The organism is Jeotgalibacillus aurantiacus (assembly GCF_020595125.1).
Lineage (GTDB): Bacteria > Bacillota > Bacilli > Bacillales > Jeotgalibacillaceae > Jeotgalibacillus > Jeotgalibacillus aurantiacus.
Genome location: NZ_JACNMS010000007.1, coordinates 54,414 through 80,497 on the forward strand (window position 1 = coordinate 54,414; position 26,084 = coordinate 80,497).

At 44.2% G+C, this 26,084-nt stretch carries 30 protein-coding genes and 2 riboswitches; of the genes, 3 read left to right on the forward strand and 27 right to left on the reverse strand.

Annotation, left to right across the window (positions count from 1 at the left end; all coding sequences use genetic code 11):
- Nucleotides 1-6 precede the first annotated feature (6 nt).
- Nucleotides 7-774 (reverse strand): TIGR01457 family HAD-type hydrolase, encoded by a 768-nt coding sequence (locus H7968_RS16390; protein WP_227397152.1) that lies wholly within the window; start codon nt 772-774, stop codon nt 7-9.
- Nucleotides 775-837: 63 nt separating this feature from the next.
- Nucleotides 838-1,275 (reverse strand): DUF86 domain-containing protein, encoded by a 438-nt coding sequence (locus H7968_RS16395; RefSeq protein ID WP_227397153.1) that lies wholly within the window; start codon nt 1,273-1,275, stop codon nt 838-840.
- A 120-nt stretch (nt 1,276-1,395) separates the two neighbouring features.
- Between H7968_RS16395 and H7968_RS16400 the strand changes: the two genes are divergently transcribed.
- Both H7968_RS16400 and H7968_RS16405 read left to right on the forward strand, forming a co-directional pair.
- Nucleotides 1,396-1,665 carry a DUF3055 domain-containing protein gene (locus H7968_RS16400; protein WP_227397154.1) on the forward strand — a complete coding sequence of 90 codons (270 nt, stop codon included), beginning with the start codon at nt 1,396-1,398 and terminating at the stop codon, nt 1,663-1,665.
- A 48-nt stretch (nt 1,666-1,713) separates the two neighbouring features.
- Nucleotides 1,714-1,941, forward strand: coding sequence for a cytosolic protein (locus tag H7968_RS16405; RefSeq protein ID WP_227397155.1), 228 nt, complete (start codon nt 1,714-1,716; stop codon nt 1,939-1,941).
- Between the two features lie 259 nt (nt 1,942-2,200).
- Here the strand turns inward: H7968_RS16405 and H7968_RS16410 are convergent, their stop codons facing one another.
- The gene (locus H7968_RS16410; protein WP_227397156.1) at nt 2,201-2,482 is read right to left on the reverse strand and encodes a YutD family protein; all 282 of its coding nucleotides are present in this window, start codon (nt 2,480-2,482) and stop codon (nt 2,201-2,203) included.
- Between the two features lie 114 nt (nt 2,483-2,596).
- Between H7968_RS16410 and H7968_RS16415 the strand changes: the two genes are divergently transcribed.
- A complete protein-coding gene (locus H7968_RS16415; protein ID WP_227397157.1) occupies nt 2,597-2,767 on the forward strand; it encodes a hypothetical protein in 171 nt (56 codons plus the stop codon).
- Between the two features lie 64 nt (nt 2,768-2,831).
- Here the strand turns inward: H7968_RS16415 and lipA are convergent, their stop codons facing one another.
- The 24 genes from lipA to H7968_RS16535 form a co-directional block, all read right to left on the reverse strand.
- Nucleotides 2,832-3,752 (reverse strand): lipoyl synthase, encoded by a 921-nt coding sequence (gene lipA / locus H7968_RS16420; protein WP_227397158.1) that lies wholly within the window; start codon nt 3,750-3,752, stop codon nt 2,832-2,834.
- Between the two features lie 210 nt (nt 3,753-3,962).
- Entirely contained in the window at nt 3,963-4,070 is a 108-nt protein-coding gene (locus H7968_RS16425; protein WP_134375905.1) for a methionine/alanine import family NSS transporter small subunit, read from the reverse strand.
- A 15-nt stretch (nt 4,071-4,085) separates the two neighbouring features.
- A complete protein-coding gene (locus H7968_RS16430; protein WP_227397159.1) occupies nt 4,086-5,609 on the reverse strand; it encodes a sodium-dependent transporter in 1,524 nt (507 codons plus the stop codon).
- Between the two features lie 342 nt (nt 5,610-5,951).
- The gene (locus H7968_RS16435; RefSeq protein WP_227397160.1) at nt 5,952-7,574 is read right to left on the reverse strand and encodes a Na+/H+ antiporter NhaC family protein; all 1,623 of its coding nucleotides are present in this window, start codon (nt 7,572-7,574) and stop codon (nt 5,952-5,954) included.
- A gap of 125 nt (nt 7,575-7,699) precedes the next feature.
- A riboswitch (Lysine riboswitch) is annotated at nt 7,700-7,892 on the reverse strand.
- 67 nt (nt 7,893-7,959) lie between these two features.
- Entirely contained in the window at nt 7,960-8,700 is a 741-nt protein-coding gene (yunB, locus tag H7968_RS16440) for a sporulation protein YunB (RefSeq protein WP_227397161.1), read from the reverse strand.
- Nucleotides 8,701-8,749: 49 nt separating this feature from the next.
- Complete coding sequence (locus H7968_RS16445) at nt 8,750-9,856, reverse strand: HD-GYP domain-containing protein (protein WP_227397162.1); 1,107 nt, start codon at nt 9,854-9,856, stop codon at nt 8,750-8,752.
- A 57-nt stretch (nt 9,857-9,913) separates the two neighbouring features.
- Complete coding sequence (locus H7968_RS16450) at nt 9,914-11,281, reverse strand: bifunctional metallophosphatase/5'-nucleotidase (protein WP_227397163.1); 1,368 nt, start codon at nt 11,279-11,281, stop codon at nt 9,914-9,916.
- Between the two features lie 18 nt (nt 11,282-11,299).
- A complete protein-coding gene (locus H7968_RS16455) occupies nt 11,300-12,127 on the reverse strand; it encodes a sulfite exporter TauE/SafE family protein (RefSeq protein ID WP_227397164.1) in 828 nt (275 codons plus the stop codon).
- Nucleotides 12,128-12,149: 22 nt separating this feature from the next.
- Nucleotides 12,150-12,998, reverse strand: coding sequence for a DUF72 domain-containing protein (locus H7968_RS16460; protein ID WP_227397214.1), 849 nt, complete (start codon nt 12,996-12,998; stop codon nt 12,150-12,152).
- Nucleotides 12,999-13,483: 485 nt separating this feature from the next.
- Entirely contained in the window at nt 13,484-14,881 is a 1,398-nt protein-coding gene (gene sufB / locus H7968_RS16465) for a Fe-S cluster assembly protein SufB (RefSeq protein WP_227397165.1), read from the reverse strand.
- A 33-nt stretch (nt 14,882-14,914) separates the two neighbouring features.
- On the reverse strand, nt 14,915-15,349 hold the full coding sequence (gene sufU, locus H7968_RS16470; protein ID WP_227397166.1) for a Fe-S cluster assembly sulfur transfer protein SufU: 435 nt from the start codon (nt 15,347-15,349) through the stop codon (nt 14,915-14,917).
- A complete protein-coding gene (locus H7968_RS16475; RefSeq protein ID WP_227397167.1) occupies nt 15,339-16,568 on the reverse strand; it encodes a cysteine desulfurase in 1,230 nt (409 codons plus the stop codon). The genes sufU and H7968_RS16475 overlap by 11 nt, the downstream gene beginning before the upstream one ends.
- Nucleotides 16,568-17,875: a Fe-S cluster assembly protein SufD gene (gene sufD, locus H7968_RS16480; protein ID WP_227397168.1), complete on the reverse strand. Its 1,308-nt coding sequence runs from the start codon at nt 17,873-17,875 to the stop codon at nt 16,568-16,570. The genes H7968_RS16475 and sufD overlap by 1 nt, the downstream gene beginning before the upstream one ends.
- Nucleotides 17,876-17,892: 17 nt before the next feature.
- Entirely contained in the window at nt 17,893-18,675 is a 783-nt protein-coding gene (sufC, locus tag H7968_RS16485) for a Fe-S cluster assembly ATPase SufC (RefSeq protein WP_134375894.1), read from the reverse strand.
- Nucleotides 18,676-18,876: 201 nt separating this feature from the next.
- The gene (locus H7968_RS16490) at nt 18,877-19,035 is read right to left on the reverse strand and encodes a hypothetical protein (RefSeq protein ID WP_227397169.1); all 159 of its coding nucleotides are present in this window, start codon (nt 19,033-19,035) and stop codon (nt 18,877-18,879) included.
- A gap of 942 nt (nt 19,036-19,977) precedes the next feature.
- On the reverse strand, nt 19,978-20,823 hold the full coding sequence (locus H7968_RS16495; protein ID WP_227397170.1) for a MetQ/NlpA family ABC transporter substrate-binding protein: 846 nt from the start codon (nt 20,821-20,823) through the stop codon (nt 19,978-19,980).
- Nucleotides 20,824-20,849: 26 nt separating this feature from the next.
- Nucleotides 20,850-21,518, reverse strand: coding sequence for a methionine ABC transporter permease (locus H7968_RS16500; protein ID WP_227397171.1), 669 nt, complete (start codon nt 21,516-21,518; stop codon nt 20,850-20,852).
- Nucleotides 21,511-22,536 (reverse strand): methionine ABC transporter ATP-binding protein, encoded by a 1,026-nt coding sequence (locus tag H7968_RS16505; protein ID WP_227397172.1) that lies wholly within the window; start codon nt 22,534-22,536, stop codon nt 21,511-21,513. The genes H7968_RS16500 and H7968_RS16505 overlap by 8 nt, the downstream gene beginning before the upstream one ends.
- A gap of 142 nt (nt 22,537-22,678) precedes the next feature.
- A riboswitch (SAM riboswitch) is annotated at nt 22,679-22,783 on the reverse strand.
- 93 nt (nt 22,784-22,876) lie between these two features.
- On the reverse strand, nt 22,877-23,200 hold the full coding sequence (locus tag H7968_RS16510) for a thioredoxin family protein (protein ID WP_227397173.1): 324 nt from the start codon (nt 23,198-23,200) through the stop codon (nt 22,877-22,879).
- Nucleotides 23,201-23,563 carry a toprim domain-containing protein gene (locus tag H7968_RS16515; RefSeq protein WP_134375890.1) on the reverse strand — a complete coding sequence of 121 codons (363 nt, stop codon included), beginning with the start codon at nt 23,561-23,563 and terminating at the stop codon, nt 23,201-23,203.
- A 576-nt stretch (nt 23,564-24,139) separates the two neighbouring features.
- Nucleotides 24,140-24,523 (reverse strand): glycine cleavage system protein GcvH, encoded by a 384-nt coding sequence (gcvH, locus tag H7968_RS16520; protein WP_134375889.1) that lies wholly within the window; start codon nt 24,521-24,523, stop codon nt 24,140-24,142.
- A gap of 84 nt (nt 24,524-24,607) precedes the next feature.
- Complete coding sequence (locus H7968_RS16525) at nt 24,608-24,967, reverse strand: arsenate reductase family protein (RefSeq protein ID WP_227397174.1); 360 nt, start codon at nt 24,965-24,967, stop codon at nt 24,608-24,610.
- A gap of 16 nt (nt 24,968-24,983) precedes the next feature.
- Nucleotides 24,984-25,286 (reverse strand): ArsR/SmtB family transcription factor, encoded by a 303-nt coding sequence (locus H7968_RS16530; protein ID WP_134375887.1) that lies wholly within the window; start codon nt 25,284-25,286, stop codon nt 24,984-24,986.
- Nucleotides 25,287-25,311: 25 nt separating this feature from the next.
- Entirely contained in the window at nt 25,312-26,082 is a 771-nt protein-coding gene (locus H7968_RS16535; protein ID WP_227397175.1) for an SDR family NAD(P)-dependent oxidoreductase, read from the reverse strand.
- Nucleotides 26,083-26,084 lie beyond the last annotated feature (2 nt).

The window sequence follows — 26,084 nt, forward strand, 5'->3', positions numbered from 1 at the left end:
GTTAAGTCAGATGATGTTCCATTCTGCTAATGAGTTGATTGAGTAAGTAGGCTGAAGTTCTTTCGTTTCCAGCAGGCTTTTAGGTGAAACGCCTGTATGAACCATCAATGTGTCCATGCCGGTATTGAAGCCTGCCTGAATGTCTGTATCATAATTGTCTCCCACCATCACGACTTCTTCTTTAGGCAGTCCAAGTACATGAAGTGCCTGTTCCATAATGACAGCTTCAGGCTTACCGATAAACATCGGTTCCGTTTGAGTAGAAACAGCAATCACCGAAGTCAGTGATCCGTTACCTGGAAGGAGACCGCGTTCAGTCGGGATCGCAATATCTCCATTTGTAGAAATAAATTTCGCGCCGCCTCTGACAGCCAGGCAGCCGAGCGCCAGTTTTTCATACGTAATTTCCCGGTCAAGCCCGACTACAACGTAATCAGGATTTTCGTCTTTAATCGTCAAACCCTTGTCTGTCAGCGCTTGGCGAATACCGTCTCCGCCAATCACATAGACAGATGCATCCGACTTTTCCCGGGAAATAACGGAGGCTGTAGCTAATGATGTCGTAAATACCTGCTCCGGCTCAGCGGGTACATCAAAACCTTTTAAGTGAGCTGCAACCTGCTCCTGTGTTTTTGAAGAATTATTCGTTACAAATAAATAAGGAATGCCTTTATCCTTCAATTTTTTCACAAAATCAACAGCTTCCGGAATCGCTTCCGTCCCTCTGTACATTGTTCCATCAAGATCAATTAAATATCCTTTATACTGCTTCATTGTCTACTTCCTTTCAATCCATAAAAAAGAACCTATCCCAGTCGGAATAGAGCCCTTTTTAGCTTAATTTCTAAATGCTGAAACGGGGCCAAGCTCATTTGTCAGATAATCGCGTACAGCTGGTGCAAACGCCTGAAGTTCAGATAGATGATTTCTCAAGGTCTCCTCAAGGTGACTGTGTGACAGGGTTGTAAACTCCTGTACGAGCAGCTTCCTCAGCTGAATGACCTTTACAAGTGGAGGCTTCATGTCAGGTGTGATGACTTTCTCATCCTCTAAAATCTCAATAATATCCTCATAACTGCCCGGATCTCTCATAATAAACCCGTCAATCATCGAATTCCCAACATCAATGATGGATTCAATAATTACGTGGGTACAGCGCTCAAGCGCAAGCTCTGAAAGACGGGTCGACCAGGATGTCTGTGCCTCAAAAAAAGCAATCTGTTCCTCCATATAAGAAAGCGTCGCATGAATCGTCTCGCGGTCAACAAAATACATTTTTCTCACGCTCCATTTTACAACTTATACTCCTAGTGTACCATATAAAACGGCGAACTTTGGCATGCGGACTGTTAATCGGTATAATGGAAACAGAATTCTGCCACTGGAGGTTTTATTATGAACGAACGTTTTTACCTTTATGATGATACAGAAGAAACCAAAACGCGATTTGTCAGCTTTATGGGCGAAAACCAGCGCTTTGATCTTGCCATTATGTATTCAGACCGCTACTACGGAAAAGCAGTCGTCTTTGATATTCAGGGAAGTCGATTCGCCATTCTGGGTCAGGACGACCTTGATGAACCCGGCTACCTCGAACATGCCTATCAGATCTCAGAAGAAGATGCATCAGAAATGCGCGACTTTCTCCAGGAAGTCATCCGCTGAATAAAAACACACAACCTCCTCCACACTAGATGCAGAGGAGGTTTTTATATGAAACAATACAGCGACTTTTCAAACGTCGAAGTCCAGCGTGAATACCTGACCGTCGAAACACTGCCCGAAGGCCCATACGGCGCACCACGCGGCAAATATTCCATCGTCAAAAATAAAAGCGGCCCATGGCTACCCGGACAGCGCTACTACAGCGCCTTCAACTACGAAAACAAAGGGCTCCACAAACACATACCACGCCTAGATCCCGGAGCTCATAAGCCTTAAACCGGTAAATTTTGATCATAGATTAGAGGGCTCGAATCATCCGTAGACTCCTGTGGCTGAAAGCGACAGGTGAGTCGAGCCCGGTTTTTTACTCTCTATAAAAACAACAGGAATGAAGTTTTATATCACACGAAGGGCCGGACTCATCCGTAGACTCCTGCGGCAGTGAAGCGACAGGTGAGACAGCGTAGTGCGTAGCACTAGCTGGCTCACCGCGCGGCCGCGGAAAGCGAAGGATGAGTCCGGCCCGGTTTGTAAACTACTTCTTAACCGCAACCTTTTTCACAATAAAATAAGGACAACCAAAATTACAATGCTCATACAAATAATCCTTCACCGTCGAAATCTTCGTATCAAACGACGACTTCTGGTTCTGATCATCAAAAAAACCCTTCAACCGGAGCTGTCCATATCCCCAGTCGCCTACTATGTAATCATACTTATGAAGAATCTCACTATATCTGCCCTCAAACGCTTCCTCATTAAAGCCTTCGCGGTACTCCTCAATAATCTCATACTGATGATTATAAATCGTAATCATTATCCACCACTCCTGAATTTGTCTCTTCCTCCATTATACATGACAAAACCATCTTTTCCTAAGTAAAATCTCACGCTTTGTACATACTAACCATTAAAAACAGAGGTGCTTAAAATGAGTAAAACCGCCATCCTATTCCTGACAGCTTTAATACTTGCAGCCTGCTCCCAGCCTGAACCACCTGAAGCAGCAGAAAATATAAAACCACAAGCAACCGAAACCATGCACCTTGCGCCTGCTGCACCTGAAACGGATCACGAATCCGGGGAAACGTCCCAAAGATAGCAGATACAAAAAAAGAGTGAAACATCCCTCTGCCATCAGAGTTCTGTTACACTCTTTATCAAACTTACTCGTTATCCTGTAATTCTCCCTGTGCCTGGCGTTCACGCGATGCAGCATTAACCTGCTCATCTGCATGATACGAAGAACGGACAAGCGGCCCGGCTTCACAATGCTTAAATCCTTTATCCATGGCAATTTTGCGCAATTTACCGAATTCAAGCGGTGTATAGTATTTAATAACTGGAAGATGCTTACGTGTTGGCTGCAGATACTGACCGATTGTCATAATATCCACATCATGTGCACGTAAATCATCCATCGTCTGAATGATTTCTTCCTCTGTTTCACCTAATCCAATCATTAAACTCGACTTCGTTGGAATATCAGGCTGCAATTCTTTTGAGCGCTTCAGCAGTTCAAGAGAACGGTGATACTTTGCACGCGCACGCACTCTAGGCGTCAGACGTTCAACCGTTTCGATGTTATGGTTAAGTATATCAGGACGTGCATCCATAAGCGTTTGAATGTTTTCGTAAATGCCACCCATGTCAGATGGAAGGACTTCAATCGTCGTAAAAGGATTTTTTCTCTTAATAGCACGGACCGTTTCAGCAAATACGGCTGCACCGCCATCCTTCAAATCATCACGGGCTACAGCAGTAATAACGGCATGCTTTAAATTCATCAGCTTAACTGAATCCGCTACGCGTTCCGGCTCAGCCAGATCAAGCTCTGTCGGAAGGCCTGTTTTGATTGCACAAAAACGGCATGCACGTGTACAAACATCTCCAAGAATCATAAATGTTGCGGTTCTTCTCTCGCCCCAGCACTCATGAATATTCGGGCACCGTGCCTCTTCACATACGGTGTGGAGATTTTTCTCACGCATCATTTTCTTTAATCCTGTATAACTTTCATTCGTGTTCAGCTTAATTTTCAGCCACTCCGGCTTTCTGAGGAGGCCGTCCTTCGTCGTTGTACTCATTCCCACTTTCCTCCATTTCAAGGTTTACTTCTATATAACAGGAGTTCAATAATCACTAGTACAGAACCTATTTACAGTCACTTTATCACACTAAAAAGATCATCACAAGAGGATGTCGTCAGAAAAAGTGTATGCGTTATCAGGACAGCCTCATGAAACCCTAAAAGAAAAAAGCCTGCAGCAGATCGCTACAGGCTTTTCATCAGTGAATTACACTTCTTTTTTTGATTTACTTACTGCATTTACAATACTGGCTGCGAGTCCGCCCCAAAGGAGGACAATACCAACAACCATCATAAAAATCGCACTGCCTGTCATATTCAACTACCTCCTTTAGTCTTTGTCCGGAAGCTCAACAGGTGTTGAACGGCTCCATTTTCCAAGTGAGAACAAGAGACCTACAACAAGCGCTCCTACAGCTACAGATACACCACCAGCTAAGATAAAGTCTGTCGCATATCCTTCGTAGTTTCCTGTGTCATTATCAAACTGCTGAAGAATATTCTGAGCAAGTAGCTGGAACATCATAAAACCAAGTACAATTGGCGTAACGATTCCAAGACAGATTTTCCACCAGCCGCCAAGACGGATTTGAGAAGTCAGGTTTGCATGGTCTCGAAGCAGATCTGCTTTTCGAAGAATCCATATAACCATTACGACTTCTACCAGGCCGACTGCTGCTACACCAAACTGGTTGATAAAGTAGTCAGCTACGTCCAGGAAGTACAATCCACCCTGAGTGGCGAACAGAACAGAAATAAGTGCTGCAAGTCCACCGCCAAATAAAATGGCCATGTTACGGGATACACCGAACTTCTCTGTGATACCTGCTACATACGTTTCTGTAATAGACATGAGTGAAGTTAGTCCTGCTAACGTCAATGATAAAAAGAATAGAGCACCGAAAAGCCCGTTTAAGCCCGGAAGCTGATTAATGATCTGCGGGAATACAACAAATGCAAGTCCAACTCCTGCAGTCGCAACTTCTGAGACAGGAACGTCTAGCTGAGACGCCATATATCCAAGTGCTGCGAATACCCCGATTCCTGCTAGAAGCTCAAAGCCAGAGTTCGCAAAACCTGTAATGAAGGCGTTATTCGTGATATCTGATTTTTTTGGCAGATAACTTGAATAAGTAATCATGATCGCAAAAGCAATCGATAAACTGAAGAAAATATGACCGTATGCGGCTACCCAGACATCCGGATCAAGTATGTTTTCAAAATTCGGCTGGAAGAAAGCGTTCAGGCCTTCAGTAGCGCCTTCAAGTGTTACTGCACGAATTACAATAATTAAGAATAAGATCACAAGCGTTGGAATAAAAATGCGGTTCGCATACTCAATTCCTTTTTTAACACCAGCTACAAGAATACCAAGTGTGATAACCCAAACGAGGATAAGCGGAATTAGAATCCCCCATACGATACCACCTGTTTCACCTGGAGCTACATCAAGCTGTAGAAATTCTCCGAATAAAAATGCCTCTGTGTCCTCACCCCAGGCCTGATTAAACGAAAAGATTGTATAACGCATGGCCCAGGCAATAATGACGGCGTAATAGGTGGATATCACGAAGGCGACAAATACTCCCCACCATCCTAACCATTCCGCCTTTTTTCCGCTCATACGGAAGAATGACAGCGGCGCTGATCCTCTGTACTTATGACCGATGGTGAATTCCATAACAAGAATAGGAATACCGGCAGTTAAGAGTGCAAATAAATATGGAATAAAGAATGCTCCTCCACCGTTCTCATAAGCAACATACGGAAAACGCCAGATGTTTCCGAGTCCGACTGCAGAACCTACAGCGGCCAAAATAAAGCCGGCACGAGTTCCCCACTGTTGACGATTCATCTTTTTCCCCCCAATTAGTTTCTTCCATATTATGCTGGAAGTTTTTATATATTCAGATTATTTCTCATAATCTAAAAACAGTATAGCACTTGCTTCCTAAATGTAAAAGCACTATTTTTAAAATTCTGATATTATAGCAAAAAAATTTATTCCCGATTAAAAACCTTGTATTTACAACGTTTAGATAAAATACCATGCAATTTTATTCAAAAATTGAATAATGGAAATGAAAAGAACCGCAGTCAGAAAGTCCCGTGTTATATTTCACTCACAACAACTGCTTTTAATTGGAAAAACCATAAAAAAACTGTTCAGAGAATCCCCTGAACAGTTTCAAAAAAATTATTTTTCCAAGCTCTCTTCCGCTGAAACCACACGTGCTTTTTCCGGATTCCGACCCATAATGACAGCAAACAGCACCAGCAATACGATCACTAACCCAAGTGCAAGCCACGTACTACCAGAGAAGCCAAGCAGAATATAACCTGCTGCTGCAATCGCAGCACCTGTCACTGCATATGGAATCTGAGTCGTTACGTGATCAATATGATTGCTTCCCGCTCCCGTAGAAGACAGGATCGTCGTATCTGAAATCGGTGAACAGTGGTCACCAAACACCGCTCCAGCCAGAACCGCTGCAAGTGCAGGAAGAAGTAACGATACATCTGTCGTTGCTGCAATCTGACCTGCGATCGGTAGCAGAATACCAAATGATCCCCATGATGTTCCTGTAGAAAATGCCATAATACCGGCAACAAGGAATAACAGTACCGGCAGCCATCCGATTGGAAGATTGGACTGCTCTACCAAGCCTGCAAGGTAAACACCCGTGCCAAGGCTGTCAATCAAACCAACAATCATCCAGGCAAAGACAAGAATATAAATGGCTGGCAGCATTGATTTAACACCTTCTGTTAAGCCTAACACAAACTCAGATCCACCAATCTTACTGGAACGGTTCACCTGACGGATAAACAGAATAATGGCAACAGCCAGTCCGACCAGTGCACCCCAGACAAGTGATTTTGCTACATCGGTATATTCGAACATCTGTAACAGTGAGGCGGCTTGTCCTGTTTCATCCTGATACGCCTGAGCACCTGTATACATCATGGATGCAACAGTTCCCACAACAAGCGCAATAATTGGCCAGATTAAATCTCCAACCGTACCATGACTTGATGTAGGCAGATCATTTTTTAATTCACCAGGAATGTCTTTATTTTTATCATAGACTTCTCCTGTTTCAATTGCACGATTTTCATGCACACGCATCTGTCCGAAATCAACACCACGCAGTGCCACAATAAATACGATGCCAAGTGCTGCCCAGACATACAGATTCATCGGCACCATCTGAATAAATGCTGAGAACGCTGTGTATTCCGTAATAGAGTGTGTCGCTAAAATTCCTCCGATTACGGCAATGATGTAGGCGCCCCAGCTTGATACAGGGGATACAACACAGACAGGAGCTGCAGTTGAGTCAATCAGATAAGCAAGCTTCGCCCGTGATACACGGTGGCGGTCTGTAATCGGACGGGCCACCTGTCCTACAGCAAGACTGTTAAAGTAATCATCGATAAAGATGATTACCCCAAGACAAGCTGTAACAAGCTGGGCCCCTGCACGCGTTTTCACGCGCTTCATTGCCCACTCCCCGAACGCTCTTGCTCCACCTGAAATATTAATAAATGCTGTAATCACACCAAGTATAAGTAAGAATAGCATGATAAAGATATTCCAAAGATTCAGCGCACCCGGTTCACCATCAGAACCATATTCCCAAAATACGCCGCTGAACGACATCCATAATTCCTGAAGCGTTCCAACCGGAGAAAAGCTTGTCAACAGCAATGCCGCTGCAACAATCCCTGCCCCGAGTGATAATAAAACTCGCCGAGTCAGTACAACCATTAAAATCGCAATAATCGGCGGTAAAAGTGATAACCATGAACCTTCCATAATATTCCCTCCTCTATTGTTTGATAGGGTAAGTAATGAGGCAAAATCGTAAAAAACGCAAAAAAGGGCAATGATAGAGGACTCTACCATTACCCTTGTATGTGTCAGTAATGTTATGCTCCATCACGATCTGTAGCTCCTCAACCCGCAAAAACGTTGTGTTTCTGCGGCAAGAGAGTGTTATCCCTATTAAAGATAACCCCAATGATAAAACCTTTGACCGATTATTACCATTTCGGCAGACATCCCCTTTCACCTGTGATCAACGTTGTCATCCTCACACAGCTTACTCTTGAATACTGCACCTCTACCCCATCGGATTATGATGTGGTGATTATTCATTTTACTAGCCTACTATAGCAGGATTTCATTTCGATTTCAAGACTTATGGTGAAGGAATTGGCACTTCGAGTGAAGGTGACATTCCATCACCCATGTTATATATTTCAGGAACCTGCCCCTGAATCAGCCCCATTGCGACAGGAATATCCTGTTGAATGGTCGTAACCTCTGTGGCAAAAGGAACAATAATTTGCACCTGAACCTTAAGGTCAATATTAATTTCAACAAATGCATTGTTAATGCCAAACTCCGTAATATCAGATCTGATATTGGAGGTCACACTGCCTACTGCATGAAATCGGATTGGCACTCTCGGACCAAGGTTTCCAAGTAATGCATTTCCGGTCGCCTGCCCAAGCGGAACCGTGTAGACAATTCCCTCCATATCCCCGGCATCCTCCACTTCGATATCAAGCTCTGTCAGGGATTTAAGGACACTTGTATCTCCGCGTTCTATTGCGCGCAGCTGCCCCTGAACGAGCTCGGTCGTTTCAGACATGACACGGTTTATGATTTCTGTATTAAATTTGGTTGTAATCATTTCAGATGAGTCAGTTGGGACATTCTCGATAATTTCGTTAATATCCATTACGTTGGCAATTTCTTTATTAACAGCCTTACTAATCACCAGCGCACCGATTTTTTGTGTCTGCGATTCTGCATAAACCATCAGTGTCGGTTTAATCCCTGTATTGATGAGAAAAAGTCCCGTGATGGTCATCACGCCAAACAGGACAAAAGATATGACCCAGACTGCACGTACAGATAACGGTTTTATGCGCATAAAAAAGCCCTCCTCCCTGCATTGTATGCAAGAAAAAAGGGCTCATTAACTAATGAACAGTTTCTGTACTGAAATCAATATCTGTTGCAGAAATAGCAGATTCAGGATTCAAACTCAGATCGAGCTCATATGTAGCTGTCAGAAGACGACCGTTTTCCTCGACCACCCTGATTACAGGCCTTGCAGACATCCCTGTATTTTGCCGTGCCACAATACCCTTCCTTCCATCGTTAAGGCCCACAGAAAGTCCATTCGGGTAGATCGCAATAGACTGAGTAAAAGCTTTAATCACAGTCGGGTCAAATAACGTTCCTGAGCCATCCTGTAGGATATCTAGCGCATCGGATGGCAGCATTTTTTCACGGTACACCCTGTTTGAAGTACAGGCATCGAATACATCAGCAACAGCGATAATTTTAGCGTAAGGATGAATGTCCGGTCCCTTTAAACCCCTGGGATACCCAGAGCCATCTATTCGTTCATGATGCTGAAAGGCACAATGCGCACTTAACAGCGAAACATTATGAAGGTTTCGAAGAATTTCAAAACCGTTTGAAGCATGTTTTTGTATTTCGAGAAACTCCTCCTCTGTCAAAGGAGTGGATTTCATCAAAATCTGCTCATCAACCATAATCTTACCAATATCATGCAGCATCGCACCCATTCCAAGATATTCAAGCTGGATATTCGGAAGCTTTAACTGTTTCCCAATCGCAAGCGTATAAAGTGTCACATTAAATGAATGATGGAAAATATACGAATCATACAGATAAGCATCAGATAAAATCATCAGCAGGTCCTTATTGCTATTCATTTCAGCCATAATATTCTTTAAGGTTGACTGAATCGCCTGTGTCTTTTTTTCCAGCATGGCAGATATATTGTTTTTATTTGGAGATTTCACGAGCTCAAATGCCATCTGCATTTCCTTGATCGTCTGATGCCTGATACTGGAGGGTACCGTTTCTTCGATATCAATTCCCCTGGATCTTTCATCATCAATGTAGACGTATTGCACATTGAGCAGATGAAGCCTTTTTATCATTTGCTCTGTCAACGTCACATGAGCATGCAGAAGCGGACGCTCGTTGACATTATAAATCGTGTTGCCAAGCGTCATGCCGGCTCTAAGTATTTTTGTTGATATGAGTCTCATGCCATCACCCTTCTGCCGATTGCTGAAAGATTCGATGCATAACCGGTTACGTTATCTCTAAATCAGATCTTTATTCATCAGCTTCTCTTTTAAAATATCCCTTAAAAATTCCGGCATAAAATATTGTTTTTTTGCCCGGTGCATTTCAGGGAAAAAATAGCCAAATGTAAACATGTCCACCGTAGCCACTTTATATAATTTATCGGCCTGAACTTCTTCATTGTTAACAAAAAAATGATGACCTTTTTCTTCCAGACCTCTGTATACAAAAGCACCGAGAATGGTACCTCTGAACCCAAGTCCCCTGATCACAGTTGTCGGCCAGGCATGGTTCATTGACTGCCTGATGACTTCTTTTACTTCACTGCCGGTCAGCTCTACGACACACGGATTGATCGGATGGGGCAGAACCTGGTGCAAGTCAAATTCCGTTATTTTACCTTTAGGAAGGGAATCAAGCAGAAGTCCACCTGTCACGATGGAAAAATCAGCAGAACACCAATCAAGAAGTGCATCTCCCAACAACTGCGATAATGGAGATTCCCGGTCCAGCGGATTATGAAGAATGTCTTTTTCAAGTGTCACGACTTCATTTGATAAAAGCTGCCTTCCTTCCATCTCCCACAATTCGATTAGTTTTTGCTCATCCTCCGGCTTTGGAAGGCCGTCCGTTTCATATAAGACAGCAGATGACTGAGTTATTTCCCGGGAAACATGATCAAATTCAATCTCCACTTTTCCCGTATACATTCCATATTTCCCCGCTGCAGCAAGTAACGTCTGATAATGTCTCCTTCCATTTTCGAGTACATGATGTGTGTGGCCACCCATGATGACATCAATATCTCTGCATTCCTCGGCTACCCACTCATCTTCGCGAATACCAAGATGCGATAGAAACAGAATGATATCAACCTTTTCCTTTAACACACGCACCTGAGCTTTTAATTCATCTTTTGCGGATGTAATATTCCAGCCGAGCTTCTTATAAAATGCAGGATACTCTGCGGTCACTGCTGTGATCCCGATTTTAATCCCGCTTTTTGTCGTTTTGATTAAATAAGGGATCACCCAGTCCGGCCGCTCTCCAGACTCCGTAAACAAATTAGCCACAATAACCGGAAAATCTGCATGATGATATAAAGAGTTTAATTCTTCGTAGGAGAACGTAATTCCTTCATTGTTACCGATTGTAACCGCATCATAGCCGGCCTCATTCAGGAAATCAACGTTCCTTTTCCCGGCTGACCCTTCCGTTAAAGGATGAAAGCGATCAGCATGATCTCCAATATCAAATAAAAAAACCTCTTCACCTTTATCTTCGTGATACTGTTTTTGTGTTTTTAAAAACTGACGGATTCTTGGCCAGTGCTCAAAATGACTATGAAGATCATTCGTATGATAAAGAGTAATCCGTTCTTTCATCCTGCCACTCCTTTCAAATCAGACACCATACAGCCCTTCAAAAATGGACCTTATCCCGATCAGCACCAAAATAATACGTAAAGCAAGCACGAGTCCATTAGAGTCAAGCTTCTGGTTTAGCCATGCACCAAGCTTAGCACCAAACCATGCACCTGGAGCGAGTGCGGCAACATACAGCCAATTCACATTTCCAAAAGCTATATGAGAGGCCGATCCCAGTAATGCTGAGAGGAAAACCATCAGCATAGATGTTCCCACTGCAACGTGAGGAGGGAACAAGAAAGCAATAATCATAATCGGTACCATGACAGAACCGCCACCGATTCCAAATAAACCTGACGCAAATCCAACGCCAAAAGCAGCGGCAATGCCGACTGCAGGCGGAAAACCATATTGAAAGCGCTGACCCTGGTTATCCGTAAAATGCCGCTGAAAGGACGCCTCTTTAAACTTCTCAATCGGCTTAATTCGATTCCGGATCAGTAAAATAAACGATAAAAATATCATAAACAGACCAAAAGCCAAATGAAAGTTCCCAAGCGTCAAATACTGGTTCACCCATGAACCTGCCACAGCCCCTGGTCCACTCCCAGCGAAAAACAGGAGACCACTTTTCACATCAACCGTTTTCGTTTTAAGGTAGGCAAGTGTTGAGGAAAGACCGGTAAAAATCATGACAACAAGAGAGATCCCTACCGCTGTTTGCGGTGTAATCCCTTCAATCCACATTAATGAGCTGCCAAAAAACAATAAGGTGGGCACGACAATCACGCCTCCTCCAAGGCCAATCAGTGATCCGATTGCCCCGGCAGCCAGCCCGATGAAAAGCAGCAACATCCATTCCATTCTCTATTCAATCCAATCTTTATTAAAATAAATCGAGCTGTCTCGGAGCCAAACCACCATAATCCAGCCCAAGCAGTTCAATCATCTGTTTTGCATTTTTCGCCGCATGTCCGCCGGAATTATTATTAAAAAGTACGTAAACATGCTTCGATCCCTGATCAAGCCTTTTCAGTACAGCAACAAGATCATTCAGCTCCTGCTCACGATATTCATACAAATACCGGACTTCACGCCAGTTATTTTCATTCCCTTTACGCGTCCAACCAGCTGTATTACGGCCATGAAGCCTGAACACAGTCGTCTCCGCATTCGTTACAACCGGCACCATCGGAATCGATCCATCACCCGCCTGAGGCTCGTCACACACACTGTGAATAAACTGCTGCTGCCTCAGGAAGTCCAGCGTCTTTTCCTTAAACTCCGGTGCATACCACGACTGATGTCTGAACTCGATCGCAAGCGGAAGCCCATCAAGCTTACTTTTACAGTATCTTATGTAATCAACATGCTGCTTTTTACAATCAAACCACGGCGGAAACTGCAGCAGGACCGCACCTAACTTATTTGATTCAATCATAGGCGCCAGCGATAACCGGAAAGCCTGAAACATCTCCTCACGCGAGTCAAAAGGAATGTCCCCTCTCTGATGCCCCGTCATCCCCTGATACGCCTTCACGATAAACTTAAAAGCCGCAGGTGTCTCATCCACCCATTTCCGCATATTCCGTTCAGGCTGAACTGCATAAAAAGAAGCATCCAGCTCCACAATCGGAAAATGCCCCGAATAATCCTTCAACTTATCCTGCTTAGAAGAATGCTCCTCATACACATCCGGATGATCCCCCCACCCGGTCAAACAAATATAAATCACAACCATCACCTGCTCAACCATTCAGATATGGACCTATTGTAACATAAGCCGATTCACATCCGTTACACATGAATAGCGGGCAACAAAATTCCTTAACACACCCTCGCCCCAACTAGTTTTATTCTTTCCCTCCCCAAAAAGAAAAAGACTGGATATCACTTCAAAGGGGCGAGAGGCATCCGCAGACTCCTATGGCGGAAAGGGAGAGGTGAAACCATTGTGCGAAGCACAAGGGGTTCACCGCCCGGCCTTAGAAAAGCGGAGGCGGGCGTTTAGGGACGTACAAACTGGACTGGCCCCGACGGAGATAAAGGAAACACAGCGAACGCAGTGAGCTGATGTTGACTTATCGGACGAGGGGACGGGAAGTTTGCTAGTCACTGCCCGCCGCAGCTAGACAACGGAAAGCGGAGGATGCTCCCCGGCCCGGTTTTATTAAGAACAAAAAACCTGCACTCAAAGAGTACAGGTTTTTCAAAATCCGATTAACCAATCGAACCTTCCATCTCAAACTTGATCAAACGGTTCATCTCAACCGCATATTCCATCGGAAGCTCCTTCGTGAACGGCTCAATAAAGCCCATTACGATCATTTCAGTTGCTTCTTCTTCAGAAATTCCGCGGCTCATCAGATAGAACAGCTGCTCTTCTGATACCTTCGAAACCTTCGCTTCGTGCTCAAGTGAAATATTATCGTTCAGAATTTCATTGTATGGAATGGTGTCAGACGTTGACTCATTATCCATAATCAGCGTGTCACACTCGATGTTAGAACGTGCGCCATGCGCTTTACGTCCGAAGTGTACGATTCCACGGTACGTTACTTTACCACCCTGTTTAGAGATGGATTTAGACACGATCGTAGATGAAGTGTTCGGTGCAAGGTGATGCATTTTCGCACCTGCATCCTGGTGCTGACCTTTACCGGCTAAAGCGATTGATAATGTCATACCACGAGCGCCTTCACCACGAAGGATGACTGCAGGGTATTTCATTGTCAGCTTCGAACCGATGTTACCGTCAACCCACTCCATCGTTGCGTTTGCATCACAAACGGCACGCTTCGTTACAAGGTTGAATACATTGTTCGCCCAGTTCTGGATCGTTGTATAGCGGCAGTAAGCATCCTTTTTAATGATGATTTCAACAACGGCACTGTGCAGTGAATTTGTTGTGTATACAGGTGCTGTACAACCTTCAACATAGTGTACGCTTGAGCCTTCGTCTGCAATAATCAGCGTACGCTCAAACTGACCCATGTTTTCAGAGTTAATACGGAAGTATGCCTGCAGCGGCGTGTCCACTTTAACACCTTTTGGTACGTAAATGAACGATCCGCCTGACCATACTGCCGAGTTCAGCGCTGAGAATTTGTTATCGCTTGAAGGGATAACGGTTCCCCAGTGCTCTTTGAAGATATCTTCATTTTCTTTAAGAGCAGAATCTGTGTCTTTAAAGACGATTCCCATCTCTTCAAGATCTTCTTTCATGTTGTGGTAAACAACCTCAGACTCGTACTGTGCAGATACACCAGCAAGGTACTTCTGCTCAGCTTCCGGAATACCAAGCTTGTCAAACGTACGCTTGATTTCTTCCGGAACCTCGTCCCAGCTGCGCTCACTTTTCTCAGATGGTTTTACGTAATACGTAATCTCATCAAAGTTAAGGCCGCTTAAATCTCCGCCCCACTGAGGCATTGGCATGCTGTAGAACTGCTCCAGTGCTTTCAGACGGTACTTCAGCATCCACTCCGGCTCTTCTTTCATACGTGAGATTTCTTCAACGATTTCACGAGTAAGTCCGCGTTTTGAACGGAAAATCGACACGTCTTTGTCGTGGAAACCATATTTATAATCGCCCACTTCAGGCATTTTCTTTGCCATGGTGATTCCTCCTTCTGGTTTGGTGGCTCTCAGTTATTCAGACTGATGGCCAATCCCTTTCTCCATTGCCTTCCAGGATAACGTTGCACATTTGATACGCGCAGGGAATTTTGCCACACCCTGCAATGCTTCGATATCACCAAGATCAATTGAGTCGTCATATTCTTTTCCAAGCATCATATCAGAGAATACTTCTGACAGCTTCATTGCTTTTTCTACAGGCTGTCCCTTGATCACCTGCGTCATCATCGATGCAGATGCCATGGAAATCGAACAGCCTTCTCCGTCGAACTTCGCGTCCTGTACAATGCCGTCCTGTACATCAAGTGTCAAATGAATGCGGTCTCCGCAAGTCGGGTTGTTCATATCAACCGTTACACTGTCGCTGAGCTCACCCTTATTACGCGGATTCTTGTAATGATCCATAATGACCTGACGATAAAGCGTATCTAAGTTATTAAAAGACATCGCTGAAATACTCCTTTGTTTTAACGAGTCCACTGGCTAAACGGTCAATCTCTTCTTCTGTATTATACAGGTAAAAGCTTGCACGTGCCGTAGACGATACGTTAAGCCATTTCATCAGCGGCTGTGCACAGTGATGACCAGCACGGATGGCAATCCCTTCAGAGTCAAGCACCGTAGCTAAATCATGAGGGTGCACGTCATCAAGGTTAAACGTCACAAGTCCTGCACGCTTCTGAGGATCCTTTGGTCCGTAAATCGTCAGACCCTCCACCTCAGACAGCTTGTCCATTGCATAAGCCGCTAAATGATGTTCATATTTTTCAATTTCATCCAATCCAATGTCATTCAGAAAATCGATGGCTGCACCAAGACCAATCGCACCGGCAATAATCGGTGTACCTCCTTCAAATTTCCACGGAAGCTCTTTCCATGTGGATTCCTGAAGGCCGACAAAATCGATCATTTCTCCGCCAAATTCGATTGGCTCCATGTTATTCAGCAGCTTTTTCTTCCCATATAAAACGCCGATCCCTGTAGGACCTCCCATTTTATGACCGGAAAAAGCAAAGAAATCACAATCAAGGTCCTGAACATCCACTTTCATGTGAGGCGCTGCCTGAGCACCATCGACCACCATAACCGCGCCATTTTCATGGGCGATTTTCGTGATTTCCTTAATTGGATTCATCGTGCCAAGCACGTTTGATACCATCATAATCGAAACAATTTTTGTGTTTGACGTAATGGTTTCTCTTACATCATTAAGGGAGAGTGTGCCATCCTCCTGAAGCGGAACGTACTTCAGCGTCGCGCCAGTTGCTTTTGCGAGCTGCTGCCACGGAATAATATTACTGTGATGCTCCATGTGAGTGATGACGATCTCATCACCCTCTGAAACATTTGCCATGCCATAGCTTTGTGCAACCGTGTTGATCGCTGTTGTCGTACCACGCATAAAGATGACTTCTTCCGTTGATGACGCGTTAATGAATTTACGAACTTTTTCACGAGCTCCTTCGTACCCGTCTGTCGCGCGGGTTCCAAGCGTGTGTACACCGCGGTGTACGTTTGAGTTGTAGCCTTTATAGTACTCCTCAAGCGCCTGGATTACAGACAGCGGTTTCTGAGAAGTAGCTGCACTATCCAAATAGACGAGCGGATGCCCATTCACTTCCTGGTCCAAAATCGGAAACTGTCTGCGGATCTCCTGAATATTCATTAATTCACTTTCCTTTCGATAACCTCTGTCAGCTGGCGCTTAACCCCTTCAATTGGAAGATTTGTCACAACCGGCGCAAGGAATCCGTGAATGATCAGACGTTCTGCTTCTGTCTGTGAAATACCACGGCTCATCAGGTAGTAAAGCTGCATTGGATCCACGCGCCCTACAGATGCTGCGTGACCTGCTGTAACATCATCTTCATCAATCAGAAGAATCGGATTGGCATCTCCACGTGCTTTTTCAGAAAGCATCAGAACGCGTGATTCCTGCTCTGCATTTGCTTTCGTTGCACCGTGTTCGATTTTTCCGATACCGTTAAAGATTGAAGAAGCGGCATCCTTCATGACACCATGCTTCAGGATATAACCTTCAGAGTTTTTACCCCAGTGTCTGATATTTGTTGTGAAGTTCTGCTTTTGATTACCACGTCCAACGACAACCATTTTCGTGTCACCAAATGAGTTATCACCAATTAAATGCGTGATGTTTTCAGAGATTGTATCTCCATCATTCATCATGCCAAGTGCCCATTCGATTTTCGCATCGCGCCCTGCAATACCGCGACGGTTTACATACGTTGTTGTGCCTGAAGCCAGGTTATCAACCGCACCGTAAACGACACGTGCATTATCGCCTGCAATGACTTCAGAAACGATATTGGCAATCGAATTCTGCACTTCTTCTGTAGCAAGATACGATTCTACGTATGTCACCGCACTGTTTGCTTCCGCTACAACTAATACGTGGTTGAATAATGCCACGTCTGCATTGTCATGGATGTAAACAGCCTGGATCGGTTCAGAAAGCTCTACATTTTTCGGCACATAAAGGAAAGCTCCTCCATTAACCAATGCTGCATGTAAAGCAGTAAGCTTGTGCTCATTAACATGGACGGCATCCTTCATGAAATATTTCTCAACGAGCTCAGGGTGCTCCTTCGCCGCTGTTAAAATATCTGTAAAAATAACACCTTTACTCTTAAGGTCTTCAGAGATCTTCAGATGAGCAGGCGTATTATTACGCTGAATGTACAGGTTTTCCTGCTTTTCAACGTCAATTAAAGATTTCACGCTTGCAGGCAGGTCTTCAAGTGAAGCATATACTTCACTTGCTTCCGCATGCTTGGCAAACTGTGTGAAATTCCATTTGTCGATTTTCGTTTTATCCGGCTTCGGCAGTGACAGCTCTTCCGCTTTCGCAAGGGCGTCCAATCGAAGGGACGACAGCCAGCCAGGCTCGCCGTTCTTCTCTGAGAAAGCCTGCACCGCTTGCTGATCAACCGGCAATTTTGTTTGTGTCGTCATGTTCATCCTCCTATCTGTTACGCTTCTTGTCCTACTGTTTCGTCTTCGATGCCAAGCTCCTGCTTAATCCAGTCATATCCTTCGTTTTCAAGGCGCTGTGCAAGCTCAGGTCCACCTGATTTTACAACACGGCCCTGCATCATAACGTGAACATAATCAGGCTCAATGTAGTTAAGAAGACGCTGATAGTGAGTGATGATCAGGCAGCCGAAATCTTCGCTGCGCATTTTGTTGATTCCTTTAGAAACAACCTTAAGTGCATCAATATCAAGACCGGAGTCGATTTCATCAAGAATACCGAATTCTGGCTTAATCATCATTAGTTGAAGAATTTCGTTACGCTTCTTCTCACCGCCAGAGAAACCTTCATTCAGGTAACGCTGTGCCATATCCTGATCCATTTCAAGGAATTCCATGTTTTTATCAAGTTCTTTGATGAACTTCATTAATGAAATTTCCTGTCCTTCTTCACGGCGGGCATTGATCGCAGAGCGAAGGAAGTCAGCATTTGTAACACCAGTGATTTCACTTGGATACTGCATCGCAAGGAAAAGACCCGCAAGAGCGCGCTCGTCAACTTCCATCTCAAGAACGTTTTCGCCGTTTAACAGCACTTCGCCCTTTGTTACTTCAAACTTCGGGTGACCCATGATTGCAGAAGCAAGTGTTGATTTACCTGTTCCATTTGGTCCCATGATAACATGGATTTTACCGCTATCTAATTCAAGGTTTACACCTTTTAAAATCTCTTTGCCTTCAATCTCAACATGAAGATCTTTAATAACTAATGTTGAAGCCATTGTCGAATTACCTCCGTTTTTACACTTATTTGATATGGAAGAACCATTCTCAGTTTATTCTCATTCTAATCTTATAACAAATTAAAACTAGAATCAAATATGGCAGACCTGCCTATTTGACAGGTTTTATCTGACAATTATCCTTCCCTATTAACCAGAAAAAAGTCAGTGTAATAAACACTGACTTTTCAATCTCTCCTATTATATATGATTCGACGGCTTTCCTTCAAGGTCTCTGAGAAGCTCCTGACTTTTTTTATAGTCCGCTTCCCTCTTCATCTCCACATCCATCCGAACATCGTGCTTTCTCATATACGTTTCGTAGCCTACTCCGTGAGAACTGTGCATCGCCTTTTCCATGTCGGTCGTGTAATCCACTTTAATCGATTGGATAATGAATCATTCCTTTTCAAGTTTTTGTCCGTGGCTATGTTTCACTCATCTGTTAAAGGTAATACCCCGCGGGAATATTGGTAAACATTTTACAAAAGATTTTTTAATTTTGCAAATATATTTTTAAGGAACTGGAGGCTGAGGAAGAGATTGTTTGACGCGGAAGCAGTTTAGGGTAGGTTCGATCATGCTACTAAGTTCCGCGGCATACAGGTCTTTTCTCACTGAACTCACATTCGGAGTAGTTAACCTCACGAATTCTTCATCTAACCTCACATTCAGGAAGCTCAAGCTCACGAATTCTTCCTGTATCCTCACAAAAGTTGATGACAAACTCACATTGGCCCCGGGATTGTTTGACGCGTAAGCAGTCGGGGTTCGGTCATGCTACTAAGTTCCGCGGCATACAGGCCTTTTCTCACTGAACTCACATTCAGGCCGATTAACCTCACGAATTCTTCATCTAACCTTACATTCATGAAGCTCAAGCTCACGAACTTCATCTCTAACCTCACAAAAGTTGATGACAAACTCACATTGGTCCCGGGATTGTTTGACGCGGAAGCAGGTCGGGGGTTCGGTCATGCTACTAAGTCCCGCGGCATACAGGCCTTTTCTCACTGAACTCACATTCCGACTGGTTAACCTCACGAATTCTTCATCTAACCTTACATTCATGAAGCTCAAGCTCACGAACTTCATCTCTAACCTCACAAACTTTGTTGCATTTCTATACTCAGAGGGCTCGACTCACCCGTAGACTCCTGTGGCGGAAAGGGACAGGTGAAACCGACTGTGCGAAGCGCAGGCGGGTTCACCGCCCGGCCACGGAAAACGTAGGGTGAGTCGAGCCCGGTTTTTAAGAATCAAAAAAACGGACCTCATCAAGAGATCCGTTTCTAAAACAAATTATTCAGCGTCAACCGGTACGACTGATCCTTCCCACTCTTCAAGAATGAAGTCCTGAATTTCCTGTGAAGTCAACACTTCAACAAGCTTCTGGATCGCTTCGTTCTCTTCATCACCGCTGTTTACAGCAATGACGTTAACATATGGAGAATCTGAGTCTTCCACTGCGATGGAATCTTCAAGTGGATTCAGACCTGCATCAATTGCATAGTTAGAGTTGATCAGGACAGCATCACCTTCGTTGTTTTCATAAAGCTGTACAAGAAGTGCTGCTTCATAGTCTGCTTCAAACTGAAGATTTTTTGGATTTTCTACGATATCTGAGATTTCAGCTTTCGTTTTGTCCACTTCAGGATCGAGTGTGATCAGCCCTTCTTTTTCAAGCATAGTTAAAATACGGCCATGGTCAGCTACTGAGTTACTCATCAGGATTTCTGCACCTTCAGGAAGATCTTCAAGTGATTCGTGCTTTTGAGAATAAACGCCGATTGGTTCGATATGAACTCCACCTGCATTAGCAAAATCATAACCTAATTCAGCCATTTGCGACTCAAGGTAAGGGACGTGCTGGAAGTAGTTTGCATCGATTTCACCAGCTTCAAGATCCTGGTTTGGAAGAATATAATCCTGGTAAGTTTCAATGTTCAATTCAATGCCTTCTTCCTCAAGAATTGGCTGTGCCTTCTCCAGAATTTCAGCGTGTGGTACGTTGGAAGCTCCAACAGTCAGTTCAACCGGCTCGCCGTCTTCACCTGAACCGATGCCCTCATCTGCATTATCTGAACCGCAAGCGGCTAATACCAAAATGCTTGTTGCTGCGAATGTTCCTGCTACGAATTTTTTCATGTGTGTGTCTCTCCTTTAAAATGGTTTTATCTTTTATCCAGTCTGCGTGTGAATAAGTCACCAACAAACTGAATCACAAATACAATAATTAAAATGATAATTGTTGCGGCAAGCGTTACATCACCTCTGCTCCGCTGGAATCCTTCAAGGAAGGCAAGATTTCCAAGTCCTCCTGCTCCGATTACACCAGCCATTGCTGTGTATCCGACAAGCGCAATTGAGGTTACAGTAATACCTGATATTAAAGCAGGCAGTGATTCCGGGATTAGGACTTTAAAAATAATGGTACTGACTTTTGCACCCATAGAGCGGGCTGCTTCAATGACACCTTTATCAATTTCTCGAAGGGCAATCTCCACCATACGGGCATAAAACGGAGCCGCTCCGATGATTAACGCAGGCAGTGCTGCCTCAGCACCACGAATCGTTCCAAGCATAGCTCTGGTAAATGGAATTAACAAAACAATCAGGATAATAAACGGAATGGATCTGAAAATATTAACCAGTGCGTTTGTGATCGCATAAATGACTTTGTTTTCCCACAGGTTTCCTTTTGACGTTAAAAATAAAATAATGCCTAAAGCCAATCCAATAATGAAGGTGGCGGCTACTGATAATGTCGTCATGTAAATCGTTTCATATGTGGCTTCCCACATCGATTCCCATTCGACATTCGGAAAAATCTGCTCAATCATGTGTGATCACCTCCACACCGACATTTGATTCTTCGATGAATGCTACAGCTTTCTGAACCTCATCATCATTTCCGCGAAGATGGATAAAGAGAGAACCGTATGAACCATTTTGCGTTTGAGAGATTTTACCCTGAACGATATTGACATCAAGGTCAAATTTACGGATCAGGGTTGTAATGAGCGGTTGCTCAGCAGATTCGCCTACAAAAGACAGCTTTACAACGATGCCACCTTTATAATCCTTGAGCAGATGCTCAATTGTTTCCCGCGTTTCCTCCGGCTCTGTTACCTGCTGGACGAAACGCTTTGTAATTGGCTGTTTTGGCTGCTTGAACACTTCAAGCACATTTCCAAGTTCGACTACTTTTCCGTTTTCCATCACAGCAACGCGGTGACAGATCTTGCGGATCACATGCATCTCGTGAGTAATTAAGACGATTGTCAGACCAAGACGCTTATTGATGTCAACGAGAAGCTCGAGGATAGAGTCCGTTGTCTGAGGATCGAGTGCTGAGGTTGCTTCATCACAAAGCAGTACTTCAGGGTCGTTAGCCAGTGCGCGTGCAATACCGACGCGCTGCTTTTGTCCGCCTGAAAGCTGTGAAGGATAAGCATCCCCTCTTCCTTCAAGTCCGACCAGCTCAATCAGCTCGTTCACTTTCTTCTCGCGCTGACTTTTTGGTACGCCGGCAATTTCAAGCGGAAAAGCAATGTTTTCCGCAACCGTTCTTGACCATAGCAGATTAAAGTGCTGAAAGATCATGCTGATTTTTTGTCGGGCTTTTCGGAGGTCTCCGCCTTTTATAGAGGAAATCACTTTACCGTTAATGTCTACTTTTCCTTCCGATGGCTGCTCCAGGCCGTTTAACATACGGATCAGCGTACTTTTTCCGGCACCACTGTAGCCAATGACACCAAAAATTTCGCCTTCCTGGATCTGAAGATTAACGTTATCAACAGCAGTTAACAAACCGCTTTTCGTCTTAAAGATTTTTTTAACATCTGAGATGGTAATCATGCCATCACCTACTTTCATAAATTAACTTATTATCCCGTTAAAGGATCAACGTTTAATAGTGCCTGTCCCCCGGCACCTTCCCGGGATCAAAAAAAACGCCTTCCCGCAGATAAGCAGAAAGGCGTACGTAATAGACGTCTTTCTCTCATCTGCCAGGTTATCCTGTGTGACTTGGCACCTTTCCAGTCAGCTGACTGTCGGTTGCCGGGTTTCATCGGGCACGTCCCTCCACCACTCTTGATAAGAGTTAACTATATTTAAATGTCGATTAATGTCGTTTCATTTGAGTACGAGACAAATCGTATCATGCTGATTTTTTAAAGTCAACAAAAAAGTTTAATTATTTTGTCTGTAAGGTTAAGCGTTGAAATGCTTCAAATAAAGTCGGGACCGATTCGAATTTATAAATCTTCTCCTGCAGCCGGCCGTCTTTGAATAGCAATAAACAAGGTACGCTTTCAATTTCATATTTCTCTGCCAGCGACTCCACATAATTCAGATCCGCTTTACCGATCACAGGTTCCTTCACTGCAGCAGCTGTCACCTCTAGCATTTTACCGGCGAGCTTACACGTTCCGCACATCGGCGTATACAAATACATCGCAGTGCTTTCGCCTGTTTGAATATGTGTATTCAGTTGGTCAATGTTCCATTCCTTTATCATTTAAGAATTCATCCTTTTTTCCAAATACTCCGTGTAAATATCAATATCCGCTCCAACCAGAACCGATGCCAGATGCTGTTCCGGTGTAGTCGCCACTTCTTTGTACATGCGGTCAATGTAAAGATGTCCTGCCTCAGGAAACTCGCGTTTAAACAGCTTTCTAAGCTTCTCACCCGCTTCATCAGCATCAACCAGAATATACACTTCTCTATTAAAAAGCTGATCAATCAATTCATCCATCTTTGTCAAACTGATCGTTCCATTCGTGCAAATAATTTCAACAGGCTCCCTGATAATCGGCTGCACCTTCCTCTTATCAGAAGTCCCCTCAACAATAATGACCTTCCCATACAAATCATCCATACCCGATCACACCCTATCATCCTTAGTCACGGCTTGATTCCAGTATATGATACTACCTTTATTTTCGCCTGTATGGGTGGGAAATGCAAATTATTTGAAAGGCGGAGGCGACTCGTCCAGCAGGTTTATTTGACCACTCTTTGAGGTTATTTGACAACTTATTCGGTTTATTCAACCACTCTTTTGTTTTATTTGACCACTTTCCTTAGTTACTTAACCACTCTCAGCCGTTATTTAACCACTCTCACGAAAAATCCCGGCGCAGACCGGGGGCTCTTCATGATCTTGGGTAAATGATTTGAAATTCGGAGGCGACTTGGTCACTTTCCTATTCAGCTTGATCACACTCACACAAAACCTGGTCACTTATAAAATACCGCTTTAATAAAATCACTACAAAGAGTGCCGGGTCATTCCGTAGACTCCCTGCGGCAGAGGAGCGACAGGTGAGACAGCGTAATGCGGAGCATTAGCTGGCTCACCGCGCGGCCGCGGAAAGCGAAGGAATGACCTGGCACGGTTTATTCAAGTACGCATATCGAAAAAAACACCGCCGCAGCGGTGTTTTTTTATGTATTACCCTTCGTTTGTCATGTTGTCGTATGCTTCTGCGTCCATCAGCTCATCAAGCTCTGACTCGTCGGACATTTCCACTACAACCATCCATGCCTTTTCGTATGGAGATTCATTCACGTATTCAGGGCTGTCGTTAAGGTCTTCGTTGACTTCAACTACTTTACCGCTGACTGGTGCGTAAAGCTCAGAAACGGTCTTAACTGACTCAACACTTCCGAATGGCTCATCTGCCTTCAGCTCATCGCCTACTTCAGGAAGCTCAACAAATACGATATCGCCAAGCTCGGACTGTGCGAACTTTGTGATGCCGATTGTTGCTTTTCCGTCTTCAACCTTTACCCACTCATGCTCTTCAGAATAACGCAATTCTTTTGGTGAACTCATGTTTTTCCCTCCATATGTTAAAAGATCATTTCACTCTTTCATCTTGTCACAATCAGCCCGTGAAAACAAGAAAACTTTCTATGTTTATGCCTTCCAGTTCTCTTCGAATTCGGGCTCTTTGAAGCCGACTGTTACGTGTTTGCCGTCTGTTGTCAGAGGGCGCTTGATCAGCATTCCGTCAGAAGCAAGAAGCTCAAGCTTTTCATCATCGCTCATTGTAGGAAGCTTGTCCTTTAATCCAAGCTCACGGTATTTCATCCCGCTCGTATTAAAGAATTTTTTGAGCTCCACGCCGCTTTTTTCATGAAGATCTTTTAACGTCTCTTTCGATGGCGGAGATTCCACTAAATGAATCTCTGAATAATTCACTTCATTTTCATCGAGCCATTTTTTTGCTTTACGGCACGTGCCGCATTTCGGATACGTATAAAAAGTAATTGCCATAGTAACTCCTCCTTATCTAATAACAACGGTCTTCTACCGTAATAATTAAATGCTTCAGCTGCTCCAGTGCACCTTCGAGGGCGAGTGAATAATACCGCTGTGTGCCCTGCTGTTCCATTTTCAAAATGCCCTGCTCACGAAGGATTTTTAAATGGTGTGAAACAGCGGGACGGGAAAGTGGAAGTCTGTCTGTCAATTGATTGACCGTCATGGAATCTATATCAGCCAGAATCAACACAATATCCTGACGATACGGATCACTCAGCGCCTGAAATAATGGTATACAGTCGCGAAATGCTTTTACTGCCTGTTCCCCCATTGCTGTCACCCCGTTCCTGCCAATATTATACCCTGTCCTGCGTTTTTCTCACAATATTTGCTGCCGTTTTCCGGGAAATGAGACGGCTGGCCTTGGACTGTATCTTGTTCATACCACCTGGGATAATCTGTCTTTTGCCATTCATAAATTCTATAAATGTAATCTTAGCTACCGCTTCCGCTTTCATCGTTCCGTTCTTAAACAGCTTCGAGTTATCCAGTTCAGCTGCATCCTTAAAGCCCGTACTCGTTGGACCAGGATAAAGGCCTGATACCTGCACACCATGCTCTGACCATTCGTTATCAAGCGCTTCTGTCAGCGATTTCACATAAGCCTTTGACGCATAATAAACCGCCATCAGCGGACCAGGGAAAAAGGCAGCGGTTGATGCGACATTGAGAATTTTCCCTTGCTTCGCCTCGACCATTTCACGGCCAAACAGCTTGGAGAGCTCAGTCAGCGAGGTAATGTTCAACTGAATCATCTCCTGCTCCTTTACGAGATCTGTTTTATGAAATTCGCCGAAGAGACCGACTCCGGCATTATTGATCAATATATCAACCGATAACCCTTTTGCTTTCACTTCAGCATAAAGTTTTTCAGCAGCTCCGGCTTTTGATAAGTCGCTTTTGAAAATATGGGTTTCAATCGTAAATTTACGCGTCCATTCTTCAGCCAGTTCCCTAAGCTTCTCCTCACTTCTCGCCGCTAAAAGTAATGTATGACCCTTCTCCGCATACAGCTTGGCAAGCTCCATCCCGATTCCACCAGACGCACCAGTTATCAACACATTCATCT